At 34.0% G+C, this 18,790-nt stretch carries 22 protein-coding genes; 6 read left to right on the top strand and 16 right to left on the bottom strand.

The genetic code is table 11. The annotated features are described in order from the left end of the window. Positions 1-172: 172 nt before the first annotated feature. The 4 genes from ACXKY9_RS29245 to ACXKY9_RS29230 all read left to right on the top strand — a co-directional run bounded on the left by ACXKY9_RS29245 (position 173) and on the right by ACXKY9_RS29230 (position 4,561). A complete protein-coding gene (locus ACXKY9_RS29245; RefSeq protein ID WP_000520262.1) occupies positions 173-1,882 on the top strand; it encodes a hypothetical protein in 1,710 nt (569 codons plus the stop codon). Positions 1,883-2,824: 942 nt separating this feature from the next. After that, on the top strand, positions 2,825-2,968 hold the full coding sequence (locus ACXKY9_RS29240; RefSeq protein ID WP_000217299.1) for a hypothetical protein: 144 nt from the start codon (positions 2,825-2,827) through the stop codon (positions 2,966-2,968). A 140-nt stretch (positions 2,969-3,108) separates the two neighbouring features. Next, entirely contained in the window at positions 3,109-4,056 is a 948-nt protein-coding gene (locus ACXKY9_RS29235) for a tyrosine-type recombinase/integrase (RefSeq protein WP_000041871.1), read from the top strand. A 109-nt stretch (positions 4,057-4,165) separates the two neighbouring features. Further along, complete coding sequence (locus ACXKY9_RS29230; RefSeq protein WP_000677976.1) at positions 4,166-4,561, top strand: helix-turn-helix domain-containing protein; 396 nt, start codon at positions 4,166-4,168, stop codon at positions 4,559-4,561. 124 nt (positions 4,562-4,685) lie between these two features. On the opposite strand, the gene ACXKY9_RS29225 is transcribed toward ACXKY9_RS29230, so the two are convergent. The 9 genes from ACXKY9_RS29225 to ACXKY9_RS29185 all read right to left on the bottom strand — a co-directional run bounded on the left by ACXKY9_RS29225 (position 4,686) and on the right by ACXKY9_RS29185 (position 11,130). Further along, entirely contained in the window at positions 4,686-6,458 is a 1,773-nt protein-coding gene (locus tag ACXKY9_RS29225; protein ID WP_000968739.1) for an adenine nucleotide alpha hydrolase family protein, read from the bottom strand. A gap of 122 nt (positions 6,459-6,580) precedes the next feature. Next, a complete protein-coding gene (locus ACXKY9_RS29220; RefSeq protein ID WP_001244154.1) occupies positions 6,581-6,994 on the bottom strand; it encodes a HEPN domain-containing protein in 414 nt (137 codons plus the stop codon). Further along, positions 6,981-7,367, bottom strand: a complete 387-nt coding sequence (locus ACXKY9_RS29215) for a nucleotidyltransferase domain-containing protein (RefSeq protein ID WP_000282361.1) — start codon at positions 7,365-7,367, stop codon at positions 6,981-6,983. Before ACXKY9_RS29215 ends, ACXKY9_RS29220 begins: the two co-directional genes overlap by 14 nt. Before the next feature lie 21 nt (positions 7,368-7,388). Beyond that, entirely contained in the window at positions 7,389-7,760 is a 372-nt protein-coding gene (locus ACXKY9_RS29210; RefSeq protein WP_001267121.1) for a hypothetical protein, read from the bottom strand. 19 nt (positions 7,761-7,779) lie between these two features. After that, the gene (locus ACXKY9_RS29205) at positions 7,780-8,616 is read right to left on the bottom strand and encodes a ThiF family adenylyltransferase (RefSeq protein ID WP_016090214.1); all 837 of its coding nucleotides are present in this window, start codon (positions 8,614-8,616) and stop codon (positions 7,780-7,782) included. Between the two features lie 12 nt (positions 8,617-8,628). Further along, a complete protein-coding gene (locus tag ACXKY9_RS29200) occupies positions 8,629-9,030 on the bottom strand; it encodes a hypothetical protein (RefSeq protein WP_000209412.1) in 402 nt (133 codons plus the stop codon). 50 nt (positions 9,031-9,080) lie between these two features. Next, positions 9,081-10,046 carry a hypothetical protein gene (locus ACXKY9_RS29195; protein WP_001061019.1) on the bottom strand — a complete coding sequence of 322 codons (966 nt, stop codon included), beginning with the start codon at positions 10,044-10,046 and terminating at the stop codon, positions 9,081-9,083. Between the two features lie 48 nt (positions 10,047-10,094). Then, positions 10,095-10,739, bottom strand: a complete 645-nt coding sequence (locus ACXKY9_RS29190; RefSeq protein WP_000859310.1) for a hypothetical protein — start codon at positions 10,737-10,739, stop codon at positions 10,095-10,097. Further along, positions 10,717-11,130: a hypothetical protein gene (locus ACXKY9_RS29185; RefSeq protein WP_228161161.1), complete on the bottom strand. Its 414-nt coding sequence runs from the start codon at positions 11,128-11,130 to the stop codon at positions 10,717-10,719. The genes ACXKY9_RS29190 and ACXKY9_RS29185 overlap by 23 nt, the downstream gene beginning before the upstream one ends. Before the next feature lie 411 nt (positions 11,131-11,541). On the opposite strand from ACXKY9_RS29185, the gene istA reads away from it, so the two are divergent. Both istA and istB read left to right on the top strand, forming a co-directional pair. Beyond that, positions 11,542-12,837 carry an IS21-like element IS232 family transposase gene (gene istA, locus ACXKY9_RS29180; protein WP_000275580.1) on the top strand — a complete coding sequence of 432 codons (1,296 nt, stop codon included), beginning with the start codon at positions 11,542-11,544 and terminating at the stop codon, positions 12,835-12,837. Continuing rightward, positions 12,827-13,579: an IS21-like element IS232 family helper ATPase IstB gene (istB, locus tag ACXKY9_RS29175; protein WP_000798699.1), complete on the top strand. Its 753-nt coding sequence runs from the start codon at positions 12,827-12,829 to the stop codon at positions 13,577-13,579. The genes istA and istB overlap by 11 nt, the downstream gene beginning before the upstream one ends. Positions 13,580-13,757: 178 nt before the next feature. Here the strand turns inward: istB and ACXKY9_RS29170 are convergent, their stop codons facing one another. The 7 genes from ACXKY9_RS29170 to ACXKY9_RS29140 all read right to left on the bottom strand — a co-directional run bounded on the left by ACXKY9_RS29170 (position 13,758) and on the right by ACXKY9_RS29140 (position 18,559). Beyond that, complete coding sequence (locus tag ACXKY9_RS29170; protein ID WP_000770656.1) at positions 13,758-14,570, bottom strand: hypothetical protein; 813 nt, start codon at positions 14,568-14,570, stop codon at positions 13,758-13,760. Then, positions 14,567-15,124, bottom strand: coding sequence for a hypothetical protein (locus ACXKY9_RS29165; protein WP_000876126.1), 558 nt, complete (start codon positions 15,122-15,124; stop codon positions 14,567-14,569). Before ACXKY9_RS29165 ends, ACXKY9_RS29170 begins: the two co-directional genes overlap by 4 nt. Further along, positions 15,108-15,437: a hypothetical protein gene (locus ACXKY9_RS29160; RefSeq protein ID WP_000062341.1), complete on the bottom strand. Its 330-nt coding sequence runs from the start codon at positions 15,435-15,437 to the stop codon at positions 15,108-15,110. The genes ACXKY9_RS29165 and ACXKY9_RS29160 overlap by 17 nt, the downstream gene beginning before the upstream one ends. Positions 15,438-15,449: 12 nt before the next feature. Next, positions 15,450-16,562: a DNA polymerase III subunit beta gene (gene dnaN, locus ACXKY9_RS29155; RefSeq protein WP_001009592.1), complete on the bottom strand. Its 1,113-nt coding sequence runs from the start codon at positions 16,560-16,562 to the stop codon at positions 15,450-15,452. 81 nt (positions 16,563-16,643) lie between these two features. Beyond that, positions 16,644-17,489, bottom strand: a complete 846-nt coding sequence (locus tag ACXKY9_RS29150) for a Rad52/Rad22 family DNA repair protein (protein ID WP_000183552.1) — start codon at positions 17,487-17,489, stop codon at positions 16,644-16,646. A gap of 10 nt (positions 17,490-17,499) precedes the next feature. After that, positions 17,500-17,895 (bottom strand): hypothetical protein, encoded by a 396-nt coding sequence (locus tag ACXKY9_RS29145; RefSeq protein ID WP_000749569.1) that lies wholly within the window; start codon positions 17,893-17,895, stop codon positions 17,500-17,502. Between the two features lie 400 nt (positions 17,896-18,295). Beyond that, positions 18,296-18,559, bottom strand: coding sequence for a hypothetical protein (locus ACXKY9_RS29140; protein WP_015406617.1), 264 nt, complete (start codon positions 18,557-18,559; stop codon positions 18,296-18,298). Positions 18,560-18,790: the final 231 nt, after the last annotated feature.

Below are 18,790 nucleotides of genomic sequence, written 5' to 3'. Positions count from 1 at the left end.
TGTAACTTTTTTTTGAGGCCTTGTGGCTCAAGGGGTTAGCGTGTGTTTCCTCTTTTTAAAAACTCTCTTAAAGGGCACGTTTTTACAAAATTCGTTTTGATATAATCAAAATTGGAATATTTTATAGTCTTTTGGCATATATTTCTGAATTTGCAGAACGGAGGTGAAAAAGATGGGGAAATCATTTGTAATACGAAATCAACGTAGCTTAAATGGGGAAACAACCAATGCTGTGCTAGTAACACTCAAATCTTGGCAAAAGTTTGTGGAAACATTTGAGGAGAAATACTACAGCTATAAAGATACATATTTAGAAGATATTCTGCAGCACATGACATACGAAGAACGTATTGCTGACGTAGAAGGCTTTGTCGAAAAAGCCAAGCCATCTTTTTCACGTCGCGCAATGTCTGCAATTGCAGAAAAAACCGGAAGAAAACATAAATTATACGGTATTACGAATGCAGATCTTGAAGTATTCTTGTACTTACATAAAAAATGCTATACAAATGGTGTCATTCCAAATGTAACAATACATATGATGTGGGAAGATTACAAGCAATATAAAGAAGAGCTTGCATACATTCAGCATTCTCAATTCTATATCGCTTTGAAAAAGTTAAGCTTACATAACATTATATCTATTGAAAATGGCTTAGATGGCCGATATACAATCAAACTGACTCATTTTATAAACGAGGAAACAGAAAAAGCAAATCCATACGTATATATTAGTCCTGTTGTATTTACAAAGGCTTTCTTTAAACTATCTGTAGCAGCTAAGAAACTATTCTTAGACATTGCGATGCAACAACATACGGAAACAACATTAAAGCGTTCTTTGGATAAGCAGGATGAAAGAGGAAACAAAACTCACTTCGGTGGGATGTATTGTTTCTTACATAAAAAATATCCGCATCAAATCCGTGCGGTTATCGAGGAATTAACAACTGCATTACCATGTACAGGGAATCCCCTATTCAAAATTTGTAAAATGCAAAAAGGTGTAAAGCATACAAAACGATATACGACATTATATCTGTCTATCCATTCAGACTTCTTATGTTCGAAAGAAGCTGGAGAAGAACAACATAGGGATCCATTTACACCAAAAGCTACCTATGCTCGAAAAGCGAAATTTATCGAAGCAGTCCTACAAGAGATGAATATCGGTGAACTGTCTGCAGACATGAATAAATTCATTCATGTCTTAAAGCATACTTGTCACCGTCAAATTCGCAGTGTCATTCGCGGACTACGTGACATGGTTGATCGAAAAGAAGGATATCCAACGAAAATTGTATATACATTGAAGAAATTATTGCATCAAACATCTCAATATCAAATTCTCGATACAGCAGCAAAAGAAGGTATCTACCCTCTTATTGCGCAGCATATACCAAAAGAGAGAAATAGTGACCGTGAGCAAGCTGTCTTTAATTTCGGTTTACATTATTCTATGTACTCTCTTCACAACATTAAGAAGATGTTTAAGAATGTGCATGCACTACTGAAGCAGAAGTTTGCGGTACCAGTGACGGAAGAGTCTTATCACCGTAATTATCTAAAATACCAGGAAGAAACGTTATTTAGAAAATATGCATATGATCAGGGAGTGAATCTCCATGCATATATCGCTTTAGAAATTGAAATGCGTGAAAAACTAAAAGTTCGTGGCCATAAAGAACGCACGATTCCAAGTGATGTTCGTGAATGGTTTATCGAGGCAATTGATAAGCTGCCACAAGAAAAACTTCGCGTTATTGAGCTACCAAAGCAGTTTAATTTACTAGAGTTTATGCGTACCTTCGAACGTTTAGTACGTGCCGATGTAACAATAACAGCTCCAGATCAGGTGCTACACGCAATGGAAACAAAATAATAGTAACGAGCTCTCTATTTTTGAAAAAATCGAAATTAGAGGGCTATTCGTAGTTGTTTCATTCATACTCCTTTTCTACTACTCTATTTATAAATACAAAATCAGAAGGACTTCATGTAAAATGAGGTCTTTTTTTATGCACTTCTATACAAATTCTCTTCTAGCATTATAGAACTCTCCACATAGTGCTAGGGAGTATTCTTTTAAAGTAGTAAAACCTATCTCATAATACCTACAAAAAATCAGAAGAAAAATAATAAAAATAGTGGATATGAGGAAAAATATACTTGAATGTGAATAATATTTTCCTGATATCATTGTAACTACTAGTGTCGTTGTATTTATCTAATAAAAATCATCAATAATAATGTGAGTTATGTGTATATACTGAGTAATGTTAACAATTAGAAGCTTAATCTGGATAAAATGTGGGTAATTGAACGCTAGATACTGCTGTATTTAACAAAATAAAGAAAATAAAGCCTATTTCCATAGTTGGATAAATATAAAGTGATTTGTATCAATTTCTTTCCGATTTCATGTAGAAATATATAATTCTCTTTATGCTTTTTTGTAGAATTGATAGTCTAATAATCATTGAATTTCCGTATACATTTTCTACTATTTATGATTTTTTACGTTCTAACATCAAATTTTCCCTTGTGGGAGTAGATCTTTCCCCTATTTTTGATACCTATAATAGTTTTATCTTTATTTCTTTTTAATATATAAGATATATATTTATAATAGATTTTTAATACAGCTAGTATGATTGTTAATAAGATGTCTGACCAAATTGAAAATATTTGTAAATTACGTTATAATAATGGAAAATAAACATATCATTACCCACATACTAAAGGACAAACCTACGTATCCCTACCAGGGCGAGGTTTGTCCTTTTTTCATTTTAGTAAACAATTCATATTTGGAGGATTAAACATGACTGTACTTAAAGATACGACTTACTTAGATATAGATACCTATAACGAGATTAGATTTTTCAAAGGAATATTTTGGGGATTAGTTTTTGTAGTTCCTTTTTGGAGTATTATGATAACCCTGTTTATTTTACTTTATAGATAATAATCAACATCTCCAAAACGCAAAGGGTTGTTTGTCCGTTTGCGTTTTGGAGATGGCAGCAACCGTGCGTAGCAAAGGGCGGTAGCAGGTCTTTCACTTATTTTCTGTTATAATAATTCCTAAGAAATTAGGTGATTATAATGAGCAAAAACATTAATTTAGAAGAAACATTAGCAGCCTTTTCTGCTTATTTAACAGAAAAAGGACGAAAACAATCCACGATTAAACGTTATGCTTACGATATTAAAGATTTTTATAAGTGGCTAAGAGAAAATGAGAAACTTCTACATATCAAATCATGGCGTGAACTTTCTGAAGCGGACTATCAGACGTATTTCTCTGAGTTAGAAGACAAGCGTAAATATTCTCAGAAAACAAGACACAGAATATGGGTGGTTTTGAAGAAGGTACACATGTTTTTAGGTATAGTTAGTCCATTGGATGGTATTAATTTCTCTTTAATTCCGGATCAATCACTAAATGATAATGATTTTATTACTGAAATGGAAGAAAAGCTTTTAAAACAAACTGTTCTATCAACGAAGGGCTTAACGGAAAGACAAGCTAAATATCGCCCTCTTATTATGGATAGAAACGTTTGTATTATAAATTTAGTAGTAAACTATGGGTTGTCCTTGCATGAGCTTGTATCGCTTAATATGAGCCATATAAAGTTTGCTAGAAATATCTTAATGGTACCTGGGGAGAATGGAGCAACTAGGTCTGTCTTTTTAACTATGGAAGATACGCAGCAGCTTTATAAATATTACAAGACTATTCCGGAACCAGTAAGACCTAGACAACACACAGATAATCCTCTATTTGTGGCATTTGATTTTAATCGAGGTACGTATCGTTGGGTATACGAAAAGGATATGCCAAAAGCTTTGTCTGAAGTTGCTATACAAAAGATGATACGACTTGAAGTGAAACGAGCGGGACTAAAAAGGCGTATTTCTGCGCAGCAGATGAGGAACACTTTTATTCTCCGTCTTATTAAGCAAGGAGTAACTGAAAAAGATTTGGTAAGTAGGATGGGGTTCAAAACTAAAATATCTTTAAAAAGATATTATCAATATTTACAGTGACCTGTAAGTAGACTTAGAATAAAGTTTGATGAATACTTTTTTTAAAATATAGTAACTTTATTTCAACTCTATACTAATTGTCAATTAAAAATTTGAAAGGTTGATTTGATTGAAAGGAAATATTTTTGGGCAGAACCTTAGGAATTTAAGAACATTAAAAGGAATTAGTCTACACAAATTAGGTATCGAGTTAGGGGTAACAGGAAGTGCAATATCTTCCTGGGAGTTAGGAAATAAAGAGCCAAACTTTGATATGGTAAAAAAAATTGCAATCTATTTTTTGGTTAGTACAGATTACTTGTTTAATCATCAGGTTTTAGATAACGTGGAACATGAAAAAGCAGTTGTTACACAGTTGGCTCATAAATTGTACGGAAAATGCGAAGATATTCTATTATTCGAAGAGGAACTACTCTCTTATATTAGTTATTTAGATTTCAAAAATAAATCCAAACATGTAGCATTAAAAAATATTGAAAATGAGAATCAAGAAAAAGATTCCTAATACAATACATAACACATAATATATCAAAAATGAGCTTACCTTGAATGTATTAATCACACTAAAATAAAAAGACGTATTCTATTTATAGAACACGTCTTTTATTAATTTATTTTTCTAATATTTATTAATCTATTAGAAATGCCTCGTTTCCTAATTCCTTAAGTACTTTTGCAAAGAGATGGTTTGTCTCTTCGGATAGTATTTCCTCTGTTTCTATTAATCTAGACAGTCTATTTGTAAACTCTGCAGCATACAAAAGCTTCGTACTAGCTTTTTCATCTTCTTTAAACAATTGTTCATTCTTCATGGATTGAATTAATAGCTGAATTAGCATTTGTTTATGTTGTTCGTTCTTCTTTCCATGGTACATATCCATTCCTAACCAATGACGAACAATTCGTTCAGCGTCTCTTGCTTCTGTTACATCTACTCTAGATACAACAAAGGTTAGCTTGTTCCATGTTAACTTTGCAACTTCATTTGAATAATTTGAAGGAAAGAAGAAAAAGCTTTGTTGTGTAATTCTTTGCCGCTCTTTAATCCAACGAAATAGTTCCTGCTTCCCTAGATGAATATCTATTTCTACAAAAAATACGGGAAATGGAGACGTTGTTTTTTCCTCATTTATTGTACAATCGGGTTTGAACACCAATTCACCTAGATATGCGTGGTGTATAGGTTCCAATTCATCTCGGTATACTCTAATTCCATCCGTTTCATACCAGGCTTGCAGCACTGCCTCAATTTCTTCTTCAGAAATAAGATTTGTATTCATCTTTTGTTGTGTAAAAAGTAGATACTCTAAAAGCATTCTTCTACCTTCTACCGTAAGCCCTCCTGGTGCATAGTCTCCTTTTTCTGTGCGATCAAACATAATATAATCATATTCAGCATGATTTTGAATTGAAAACAAGTCCGAATCCCCTTTATTTTCGTTTTTAAGGAGTGTTTGCAGACTTCGCCTATTCATTACATTCCGATAACGAATATCGTTTCTAATGGAGCGTAAGAAGCTTTTCCATGATTGTAGATAAGCATAATCTGTATATCCTTCGCTTATTAGTTGGGTTAGCATTTTATCCTCACCATTCATCATAAGGCAAGTCCAACAGCCACTACGCGAATTTGCAGCTCCACAAGCATTTCCTTGTTGTTTTCCGCCTGTTTTTATGCCGCATTCAAACATAGCTTGTCCGTATTGTATACTCATTTCTTCAACGTCCACACCAAAAGGCAGTATCCCTCTATCTAAAAGCAACATCCATACTTCATCACCGGTTAAGAATTTGACTGGATTAAAGCAGAGTATATTTTTCATGTCATTGTGACGTGAAAATAAAGATTCATTACTTACTGCATATTTTTGAATACTATGTCTTCTACGTGCGCTTTCTTCGTTACGAACGGCCAACGCAAGGACTCCATCATACTCTTCAAAGCAGTCTACTACTTTTTTAGTTTGGGAATCTATTAGTATTTCCTTCATCTTACGTTGCATGGGTTTAACTTTAAGGGAATCAGTACACCATCGTAGTCTACTATTTCCTGTTGGTGGAAGAACACCTCTACCTAGTAGTTTATACCAATATGAATCTTTCATTAATGGTCTCACACTGTGTACTATAAACGGAAGGTTTTGCTTATCCGCACTCTTTTGGATTTTCTTTAATGTACGTGAGATATAAGCAGTCATAACAGGTGTTTCTACCCCAACCTCGGAAGTTAATACATGAATAGGTTTTGTACGATCTTCTAGCGACAGCTCGGAAATCGCATCCCATAGCAATGTCAACATAGCAGAACTATCTTTTCCCCCGCTGTAACCTACAAAACAACAATCGCGAGATAAATAGACTTTTTTCATTTCCTCTTTAATTTCTTTATATATATCCATCATTTTATTTTTATCCCCATAGAAAAATAAGATTCTATTTTTTATGTATGGGGCATTCCTCCTTTTTTTGAGATAGAAAAAGAGAGTCCCTTAAAGGCACTCTCTTTTATGTATTTCCTCTATATTTAATCGATTACGATTTCATTTATATTTAGCTTGTTTAAGGTCTCTTTATAAAAACGAATTACTTTTTGAGCATGTTGTATAGCTATTAACCCATCTTGCACAGTAAGGGCTTCAAAATAAGGATAACGAATGTCTGTAGCATAACCATTCAGCTGCACGCATTGTTCTAAAATCAATGAGAACTCCTCATCTAATCTACAACAAAATTTATGCAGCATTAAAAGGTTATGAGTTTTAGGGACTGGTCTACCGTTTAGTGCAAGAAATCCTTTTAGGAGTTTCTCCACACATTGTTGACTATGATAACAAATAATTGCAGTGGGGAAAGGTTTCATATCAGATAAGTAAATAGCAGAATCTAAATCGGATTTTGCTATGAATACCCACTCTTTTAGATCCTCAATATTTCTCATATAGGACCGTCCCTTCTAGTGCAATCTTATGTTCCATAGTTACAGTACGGCTAGCACGTTCTTGAAACTCTTCTGGCCCATACACTAAAATATCAACTGGCGTTTCCATTACATCGTAAATCCCCCAATTGATACGATTAATGACTTCCCTTTTTCTTTCTCCTACACCTTCCACAACAATACAGAGATCAAAATCACTGTCTTCATTTGGTGTGCCATATGCATGAGAGCCAAAAAGGATGATTTTTTGGACAGAAGATACAGTTTCACGAATCTTTTGCACCAATAGGTCCAATTCCCTTTGTACCTCTTCGTTAATCCGAATCACCCCTCGGATAATGTAATTAAATTGACGTTTAAGTATATTATACATGCGTTTCTCTTCTCCCTGCTATTATATATATTTTTTTTTATTGTTTTCTTGTTTTCCAACGTTTTGCAATGCTTGATAACATTCGTATACCTGCTTGAAGTCTCGCAAGAATCCATCATCAGAAATACTATGAAATCCTTTGAAGTTCTTTCTACACCAATATAAGAGATCAGATTTATCCTTAGCTAAAAAAGAATCCGGATAGAAATGAATCAGAGCCTCTGCTAGACAAGCCAGAAGCAATGGTATCATTTCGGAATCATGCTTTGATAAATCCAGTACAGATACAACGGTATACTGTTTATATTGGTAGTATTGTAGAACACCATCACACATGTTTGTTGGTGTTAATGTACATTGTAATTGAGTGGAATCTAATTGATACACTCTCACTTTGTCCCCTCCTATATCATTACTCACCAATTGGTGCAGCTTTCATAAACGCCTTTTGAGCTTGAAAAATGATATAGTGATTTGATACGGTACCTTCATCAAAGAGTTCGTTAATGAATTGTGCAACAGTCATGGCAGCGAACTTATTTGTAATAACACGCTGTGGTTCTGAAGCAGCTAATTCGGAACAACTTAATTGACTTGGTGCTGTCTCTTTTTTTGTAAAAGCATCTGGAAATAAGTCGCCAATCGGAGAAAGAATGACCTCACCATTCAGTTTAATCCCACATACTGCTTGACCGTTATAACCACTGCTTTTATAATCGGCCATTTGTTGAGGTGTCCAATGCCTTTTATCTACTTCTCTCCAATTATTAGGAACTGTTACAGCTGTATTCCCTACATCGATGTAAATAAGATTATCCGATTGATGGAAGACTTCACGAGAAAACATATTATCTACTGCTCCAATCACAATTGGCAGATACAAGTAGTCGTCTTTATGTTGTTTCTTTAATAAATCATATTTATTGCCAAACAACTGTTGCATTGTTTCTATGTCTTCTATGTATTGTGACGTATAGGAAGAGATAGGAACGTTATAGCCCGCTTTATATCGAAGAGCCAGTACCTCTGCTTTGTATTTACCAACATCAGGTCGAATAAAGAGTTGATTTCCAAGGTTTTTAGTTTCTATGATATCTGGATCGGCAACTACTATTTCACCGTTTAATTGGAAAATACTCATCATTTGAGCAATATGCTGTAAAATTAATCCACCATTTCCTCCAGCACCTACTAATACAATATGCGGTACAATCTTCTTTCCTTCTGCAATATCAATAACAATACTCATTTTTATAGCCCCCTATTTTTCTTTTGATAGTGTATTCTCTAAATTTCGTAGAAATGGAATCGATAAATTTGTAATCCGATGCACGGTATACAAGTCAAATGAATGCTTCAATAGTATCGATGCAGCATGGACGACTCCTTCCTCTTGTACAATGTCTAAAACATATTGAAGTAAATTCAACTGCACAACAAGCGTATCTATATATTCTTGATGCATGTTTATATCAATATGGGTATCTTTTCCGTGTCCTTCTAATACTTTATGTATGTTATTCATCTCTAACTGGCACATAAATTGAAATAGTTTATAATCATGAATTGGTTCCTCTAAAACACGTTCATTTTGTTTAAGAACTAACATGTAATTTTTTATCTTTGTAAACATTGAAATGTGAATTGTTTTTAATGTTGTCATAATAAAGAAAGAGACATTAAAATATGTCTCTTTTACGCCCCCTTGTATATTTATTTTAAAAGTGTAATCCTACTTAAATCGTAATTTTGGCTTATCCCTTTCGCTGCATATTCTCCTGCAAATATAAAGTTAGGGTTAATAGAATAAAATTCCCCATCTAGACAAGTGCGTACACGCAGTTCAGGGAAAACAGCTTCTATTCTGCCGATAATTGCATAAAGAATAGGAGCCCGTTCACTTTGATCATCTAAATCACTTGGTTCAGCAGAGAAACAATGATGACTGTGTATCTCCATAACCTTCATAGCGATAGACTGCATCTCTATATTCGTTTCTGGGATTACAATTTCAGTTGCTACCTGCTGTCGTGGAAAGTCCATAAAATAACCACGCTCTTTATTGAAATAGATATCAGCATGCAATTCGCAATCACATTTACGAGAAATGGCCTGTGCAATAATAATAAAGTCCATTAATAGGGTCCTCGGAATGAAATCCCCAGGTAAAAAGTGATCACGCCAAGTACTTAAAAAAGAAAAAGGACAATCTGAAATGGATTGTCCCTCTACAGTACTTGCTCCTTTTGCGCCGACAGTTAAAATCGGAAGTAGTGCATTTGTATCCTCATCAAATTTAATGACAGTTAAGCCTTTAACAAATGAGGGATAACGTTGCTCTAATTTTACGCGAATGTCCTCTGCTTCTATTTTCCTTACATCTGTAGAATCTCCATTTTGAACAGCGATTCCATGTGTAATTTCTTCCTCTGTAAACCAATCTACTAACGATATATCTCCAAATACCACGTGACGAACAACCGTTGTTGTATTGATTTTATCTAGACAATCTGTAGCTTTTGCAGCCTTAGCTTTCTTACTATTCTTTGTCTTATCTTTTGCTTTTTCCTTTTTCTCTACTTTTTTAGCAGTGGCTTGCTCTGAAGCAGCTTTTTTCACTGGTACTGTTGTTTCCTCTATTTGTTTTTCCATATCAAAAAAATCGAATAAGTTATTCATATTAAAAATCCTCCTAGTATGTTTGCTTATATATAATCCTGCTATTTATTAAAAAGTAATTTCCGATTCTATTAGAATAGAATCATCAAACCTTTGGTTTTCAAATCGTTTAAATAACTCTCCTACTGGTTCCGTATGAGTATATGTAAGGTCATGGTTGAATGAACTTGCAAAGAATAGAACGTGAAATGTTTCTAGATCTTTTAAAGTCCGGAATTCAGGTATTACAACTCTACCCGTACATACAGATCCACTAGCATGAACATTAGAGTAAGGAAATTGATATAATTTCATTCCTTCTTCTAACTCCATATCTTCTTTTACAGCAAAGACAGAGATATTCGTAACTCGTTTTTGATACACCGTATAACGAAATAATAGACGTGGAAAGCCTACTTGTTGAAACGGCCGTTCAAAAAAATGAATATCCCACTGAGCCTTTGGTACTTCAATCCAAACAGCTTGTTTATCACCACTCTTAGATAACACCTCGTGTTTTATACAACCTTTTGGGAGTACGCCACTAGAGTAATGTGTATTATCTTGTGTACCTTGCTCCATCACTTCTTTTAAAGCTAAATAAAAATCTTTAAAAGTAACGGCAGTTTCTCCACGCGATAATTCGTTGTTAAATTGCTGGATGGTTACAATTCCTTTTGGCTCTAAAGCATCAAATATTGCTACTGTCTTCATGTGTTGTTTCCCCCTGCTTAAAGATTGTTTCCAATAAATCTAGTAACATCTCAAATTTATATGGTCCGTATAAAGGTTCCTCGCCATAATAGAGATAAAGAGATTCTTCATCAATTTGGTAAGAATACTGCACCGGATAACAATCTAGTAATTTAGATATTTTTTCTTTATGATTCGGTGATATGCCATCTATTGTTTCAGCTATAGCACCCCATGTTTCCTCTGCTACTTTCTTTATTTCATTTAATGGTATGTCGAATAGTGTAGAGAGCGTTTCATACTCTTCTTCTTCAATAGGAAAGACTTCTAAGCCCATCTCTTCGATCATGTCCGTTCCCAATTCCACAAATTCTTCTTCATGGTCTAATTCATAAATATTCTCTTGATCCAAGTACACGGGAGAATACTGTGTTACATTACTCGAAAGCGAATGCATCCTTTTAAAGTAATGTAAGTAATGAAATTGACACGGGTAAAAGCAAGATAGATTTATATGTAATAGGTTCATGGAAAGTAAGAAGATAACAATCGTATCCGTGGATTCTATGTCCCTCCAACTTAATGTTTGATTCGTATCTAAAAAGTCCACACAAGTTAGGATCTTACCGATTGCCTCATGAGAGATTTTGCTGAAATCTATCTCTATATCTTTTGAAAGGCTTTCTAATATATATATTTCCTCTTGGTATTTTTGTTTAATGTGTTCCAGATTATAAATGCTAACTTAAATATGTACATTAACGCTTGAATAAATATGTACATTTTCAATTGGATTCTCCATACTGACTCTGAGGTGGTTAGTATGTATATTAAGCTAGATATTCAAACAGAATTTGAGGTTAAAAGTCTTTCAGACTTACCAAATTTTAAAAAACTAATGGGGAACTTAAAAATGAAGATAAATAAAAGTCAATTAGCCAGAGAATTGAATGTGGATCGGCGTACCATAGATAAGTATTTGAATGGTTTTACACCAAAAGGGACAAAAAATAAAACATCGAAAATCGATACATATTATGAAGTGATTGCAGCTCTTTTATCTAGTGATTCTAAACAAATCTTCTACTACAAACGAGTGTTATGGCAGTATCTAACAGACAATCACGGTTTAAAATGTTCACAGTCTGCATTTCGTGCTTATATTAATAGAAAGCCTGAATTTAGAACATATTTTGATGAGGGGAAGCGTATTTTATCAGGTCATTCAGTGGGTGTCCGTTATGAGACACCTCCAGGAGAACAAGCTCAATTAGATTGGAAAGAAAGCATACGATTTGAAACCAAAAGTGGCGAAATCGTATATGTGAATGTAGCTGTACTTTTATTGTCCTACTCGAGATTTAAAGTTTTTCATTTGAATATTTCAAAATCACAAAGTGTTTTAATGTCATTTATGACAGAGGCATTTGAAATGTTTGGTGGTGTACCGAAGGTAATTGTCACGGATAATATGAAGACGGTAATGGATGAAGCTCGAACAGAACACTTTACAGGAACGATTAACAATAAGTTTGCCCAATTCGCTCAAGATTTTGGATTTAAGGTACAACCTTGTATCGCAGGGCGACCAAATACCAAAGGGAAAGTAGAAGCGCCAATGAAACTTCTAGACGAAATTCATGCTTATCAAGGAAGATTCACTTTTGAAGAATTACATGAATTTGTGCAAAAATTATGTGCAAGAATTAATCAAACATTTCATCAAGGGACTGGTAAGATTCCAGTGTTTGCCCTAAAACAGGAAAAGAATCTCCTACAACCACTCCCGAAGAGCGCGATAAGAGATTCCTATATGATTAAGCATAAACTTGTAAAAGTTAATACATCAGGCATGATATCTTACAAATCGAATCAATACTCAGTTCCAGCTGAATATCAAGGTAAAACCGTCGGTTTACAAGTATATGATAATCAAATATATGTTTATCATAACATGAAGTTAATTGTACAACATAAAATCAGCCAATCTAAGCTCAATTATAAAGAAGAACATTATAAAAAAGCATTGGCTAAGTCACTACCTAAATATCCGAACATTGACAATTTGGCGAAACAAAATTTATCAGTAATTGGTGAGGTATATAGAAATGAAGAATAGCTATCAACAATTAACAACAAACCTAGAGTATTTAAAATTAAAACAAATGGCACAACATTTAGGTGACGTAGTCGATTTTAGCATTAATAATGAATTATCCTTCGTAGAGACACTTGTTAAACTGACAAACTATGAGATTGATGTACGAGAACAAAATATGATTCATTCTATGGTGAAAATGGGCGCATTTCCTCATAGAAAGGAGGTTGATGAGTTTGATTTCGAATTCCAGCCGAGTATTAATAAACAACAAATCTTAGATTTTATTTCTCTACGTTTCTTAGAGCAACAAGAAAACATAGTATTTTTAGGACCTAGTGGTGTTGGTAAGACCCATTTGGCCACGTCTATTGGTATAGCAGCAGCTAAAAAGCGAACAAGTACTTATTTTATTAAATGTCATGATTTACTTCAAAATTTAAAACGTGCCAAGATTGAGAATCGCCTAGAATCTCGTTTAAAGCACTATACAAAATACAAATTACTTATTATTGATGAAATTGGGTACTTGCCTATTGATCCGGAGGATGCAAAATTATTCTTTCAATTAATCGATATGCGTTATGAAAAGCGTAGTACCATCCTAACGACCAATATCAACTTCAAGTCTTGGGACGAAGTATTCCAGGACCCTAAACTCGCCAATGCCATACTAGATCGTGTCTTACATCATGCCACGGTGGTCAGTATTGTAGGACAATCCTATCGAATTAAAGATCATTTTAGCAAAGAAAATGATTGATTTTGTACATGCTTAAACAAGCGAAAATGTACATGTTTATCTTGACATTTACATTCCAGATTTACAATGCTATAAGTTTTATTTAACTTCATCCATAGCAAGTAGTATGGAACTGATATATGCGTTTCAGAACTAAATAATTTTCGCATTATAATATCACCTCTAAAGGTTTGTTAATTTATACATTCCTCTTACTAACCATCTGTATCTCTTCAAAGATACAAAGTAACATTTCAATTCGTTTGATTGCTGGAAAGTATGTGTCATCATCATAGAAAAGATAGATTTTTTCCTCTTCAGCTTGGTAAAGCATACGTATATCAAACTGATTTTGGATTGAACGAAAGAAACTTTGATCCTTTATATTTATATTGGAAAATATCTCACCAATTGGACTCCATGCATTATCAACAATGTTGTTTAATTCATCCATGGATATATGAAATAGATTCGAATATTTGATTAGAGTATCTTTATCGTCGCTATCTACCTCTTCGTGATGTAATTTCATATCTTGAATTAAGTCATCACCCCAGCTTTTAAATGAATCCTCACAATCGTATTCTTCGAAATTATCTTGTTCTAAATACGTCGGGAAATAAGCTGATACGGGAATTCCTAATCTATACATACGCATAAATAACTCCATAAGATACAATTGCGATGTATAGAAGCAGGAAAGATCAGTATCTAAAGAGTTTTCCGCAAGCATAATTATTTCAAGTAAAGTTTTCGAATCAATTAAATCAATTGGGAAATTGGAGTCTTCCTCTAAATAAGAAACGGCAGCCATTACTTGTTGAATGGATTGTTCTGAAATCTTGCTGAAGTCTATTTCTCTTGAGTGCTCTAAACAATCTAATATGTAGATTTCTTCTTCATGTTTCTTATCTGCAAGTAAGTCATGCAGTAAGTGAGCATCCTTTTGTATTTTTAACGAAAGTAGATACTTTCTTACTTTCTGGTGATTGTATGTAAATAATAATTTCATACCTGGTTCCCCTTCGTCTTTTCTCGAATCATTGCCGCAAGACGGATTATAATTTCATAATAAGAAAGTACCCATTCATCAAATGAGTACTGTTCATAACCATCCTCTAGAAATTCAATCAAAATATGGCTGGGATACGCTTCACTTTGATAGGTGTTAAAAGAAAATTCATGTAACACGAATTGAAAATCAGATTGTGTTATATGTTCCGAGCCTATACATAAATAGTAACCAGCTGTATCGAAGTAACATCCTTCCGCAGCCATAGAACTAATATCCGAAGCGAAATTCGAATACATGTCTTCTGAGCTAAATAACGTCCCATCTAACAGGTCTTCTTCAGTTCCAAAGGCAAAGTGACAAAATATACGTGTTTGCTCATTAAAACGCGCAAGCGATTCGAATAATAGTTCACTTGTGATATGCAACTTGTCCCTGTGAAAATCATTGATATTGATTAAGAATGGGATGTTATATTTGCGAATTAATTTTTGTATGCGTAGTATCCGAATGTATACTTTCATCTCATTTCCTTGATTAAATAAATATTTCATCTTCTAGCCCCTGCTTTTCTACATCTTCTAGTTGTTCAGTGAAAAGATGTAAATGTAGCATTTCTTTTAATTCACAATCTGGACCATTTATACGAAATGAATTACCACTATAAAACGTGACATAATGTCGTAGCTGCTCAAATTGCTTTTCAAATTCATCTATATGTTCTAATGGTATGTTTTCTAAATCAGGCATTTCATTCGCAATAAATCCATTTATAATCGATTCAAAGGATTGACGAAGTTCTTGATTATTAAGAAGGACTTCTTTTGACTGTAATAAGTCAAAGAAGTCACTGTGATTCATACTCATTTGGATGCCCCCTTACACACGAACCGGTAGAATTAACTGCAGATTAGAGTTAGTTTTGTCATCTGCTCCCACTATCACAATAGGTCTCTGGTTATTAATTATTTTTATCGTGATTGCTTCAGACGGTATTGTCTGTAGTGCTTGTAGCAGATATTCCACATTACAAGCAAACGTAAATGTCTCTTCTTGATCGCATGGAATTTCCACACTCGCAGTTCCTACTTGTGAGTTTTTTGGTTCAATTCTTAAAGATTTTGTTCCTTCTGAAGTAAACATTACTAATGTCGAGAATGCCGACAGCTGTTCTAATGTATTTTGTAACTCGCTACGTTCTACAGTTACATAGATATCTGAGTAATCGGGTATCATCCTTGATGTATCAGGATATATTCCGGCTAATAATCGAGATTGATAGATAATGCTCTCCCCTCTTATAAGAAGTTGCGTGTCACTAATCAATTTCATTTCTAATTTAGATTCTCTATTAAATAGTTTTAACGCCGTTTTAAGGGATTTACTTGGTAAGATGACTTCACCATCTTTAGCAGCAGGAATATGCGTACGTTCAAAACGTAACCTCGCTAAACGATACGAATCAGTAGCAGTACATGATAGCTCACCTTCCATGGATTTTAAATTTAAACCCGTTAAAATCTTTCGTGTATCTGATACTGCAATAGCATGTAAGGTTCTACTAGCAATTTTTGCAAATTGCTCTTGTGTCATCGTTATCCAGTCTTCTCCTGATTCGATTTTAATTTCAGGATATTCTTCATGATCCATGGTACAAAAGCTAAATTGTTTCTTCGTATTTTCTACGATTTTCAGCTCATTGTTTGTATGCTCTAAACCGATGAATTCACTTTTGAATTTCTTAATCGTTTTAAGAACCGGAGCGGCCGCAAAAAGCACCTTCCCCGGTTCAGTACAATCCCCACTGTTTACGTTAAAGCGTGTCACTAATGTTACCGTCTCTGTACCGTCTGAACCCATTAGAATCATTCCTTTTGAATTACACTCTAATAAAACACCTTGTAATGCTGGCATTGGGCTTTTAATGTCTACAGTAGCGCTAGCTTTCTCTAATTTTTCAATAAATAAAGTACGGTTAATTTTAAAATTCATAGTAAATCCCTCCAAAAAAGTAATAAAAAAAGAACAGACCTCATATCCTGTTCATTCGTCTTCCTGCTATAAAACAAAGCTTTACGCGCTTTGTTGTTTTTTTAACTGTTCTATGAGTTGGTGAATGGCTTCTGTATGATCATGAAGTAACCACTCTCTAAAGGACGTAATATCGCCGGATATATAGGTAGATAACCAGCGGCTAAGCTGTTTTTCATTCCCATGGCTAATATTTATGGCCTCATGAATCCACTGCAAACGAGTTATAATATCCTCTAATCCACCAGTCGTTGTATCTTCGAATGTTCTAGCCTGTGCATTATGATTGTGATTATAGGCAAGCAAAACATCCCTAGATGTAATTCCTAACGGTTTAACTAGCTGTTGCATGTCTCGAATTAATAACCCTAGACTTGGTTGGGCATTTGATGGTTCTTTCTGTGAACAACCTTGTTTATTCTTTTGCTGTAACATGGTAGGTGGTGTGAAATAATACCCTTTCTTTTGATAAGAAACATAGATATCATTTTTACCCTTACTATGTGTAGTAAGCTCTACTTTATGTGGTTTTATATTATATAAATATCTTCCCACGCCCCAAAGGACTGCTGCCCTTTTTAAGCTATTGGAAAATCCACCTTTTACAGCATTGTAATCAGATTCTTCACTGCCATCCTCTTTTGATATCCAACGTTCATTCAAAAACACTGAAATGGTACATTTCGTTGCTTTCTCACCCCATTTTTCATAAGACACTTGCCATTTATCAATACCAAAGACTTCATCAAATCGGTCCTGAATGGCGCGTGCGTCAACAAATGGAGCTACATACGCGAAAAAACGCCCGTTGCTTTCGAATGTATGTGTAATCTTCCAACCTAATTGTTCAAATGGAAATTCGGCTTGTAAACTTTCCATATTCGTCATAATAATCCCCCTACATTAATTGGTATTTCGAATCTGGGTGAATCCTCTCTTTCTTTCGAAATTCATCAATCATTTCACAAATAATCCCTCTATTTTCATGAAGCAGCCAATCCTCATAGGAAGTAATATTCTTTCCCGATTGAATGGATAAGCGCTGATTCAACACTTCTATACTTGTATGACTGATATTCCTTGCTGCGTAAATGAGACTTAAGCTTACTTTCAAGTCCCTTAAATCAGAAATAGTAATATCTTTAAATGTCGTAGCTTTCGTATTGAAGTTTTTATTGTGCGCTTGCAGCATTGATACAGAACTGATCCATAAAGGGTTAGCTAGTTCTTTAATTTCTTCAATAATGTCATGTAAATGAGCATCATTTTGCAATTTTCTTTGTGATTTTTTCATGATGTTTCCCCCTAAGTAATAAAATAATTGCCTAAAGTGCTGGCTATACAATAACTCCAAACTTGAAGACAACACAAAAAGGGCTTCTTCAAGTCGATTAAAAATGTGCATAGCAAAATAAGCTATATATACACTAATCGGCTCAAAGAAGCCCTTTCATAAATGAAACAAGACGCAACTTGCTTCTACAACTCAACCACAACACAAAAAAGGTGTGGGAATAAACGGAATCAATTAAACAATAAATATAGTTATATATTAATCTATTTTTATATCATATTCAATTGTTTTTAAGCAAACAAAAATAAGAAGGAAAATTATATGTAGTGGTTTTATGTACCATATAATAATACCTCTGTTTCTACGTTTATAACTCCCTTCTTATTTTCAGTTCTTGGCGTTACTTCATGTACTGCAATTCAAAATAAAGTTTTTCTGGCTTTTGCTTCTGGTCTAAATAACAAAGTATTTCTGGAATGGTTTGTTCGTCTACTTCCATACTTTCCATATAGGACATACTTTCACTTTCTTGAACATTTTTAAAAATAGAAGTAGGTAGTTTTTCTGCAGCAAACACACTCATTTTGCTTCCTAACTTTTGTTCGGATGCAGCGTTGTAGAAAATTTCGTTCACAATGACCTCATTATCATCTGGATCATACATGTACCCTCGTTGTATACGTAGCAATGCTTTACCCCTTTCAAATATATTCCTTCACACAAATGGTTATATTTGTATATATTGTTATTTTGTATAAAGGTGTCAAAGAATATTATTTCGTAAAATCCTTAATTTGTATAGGGGCAGATATAGGATAATTAACTTTAGCATATTATTTTTGAGTATTTCATTCCTTTTAAATCTACAAAAAAGATACTTAAAGAAAATCTTTTT

Source organism: Bacillus sp. 2175 (assembly GCF_057812155.1).
The sequence above is the reverse complement of the archived record's forward strand: the minus strand, read 5'-3'. Positions and strand labels throughout refer to the sequence as shown.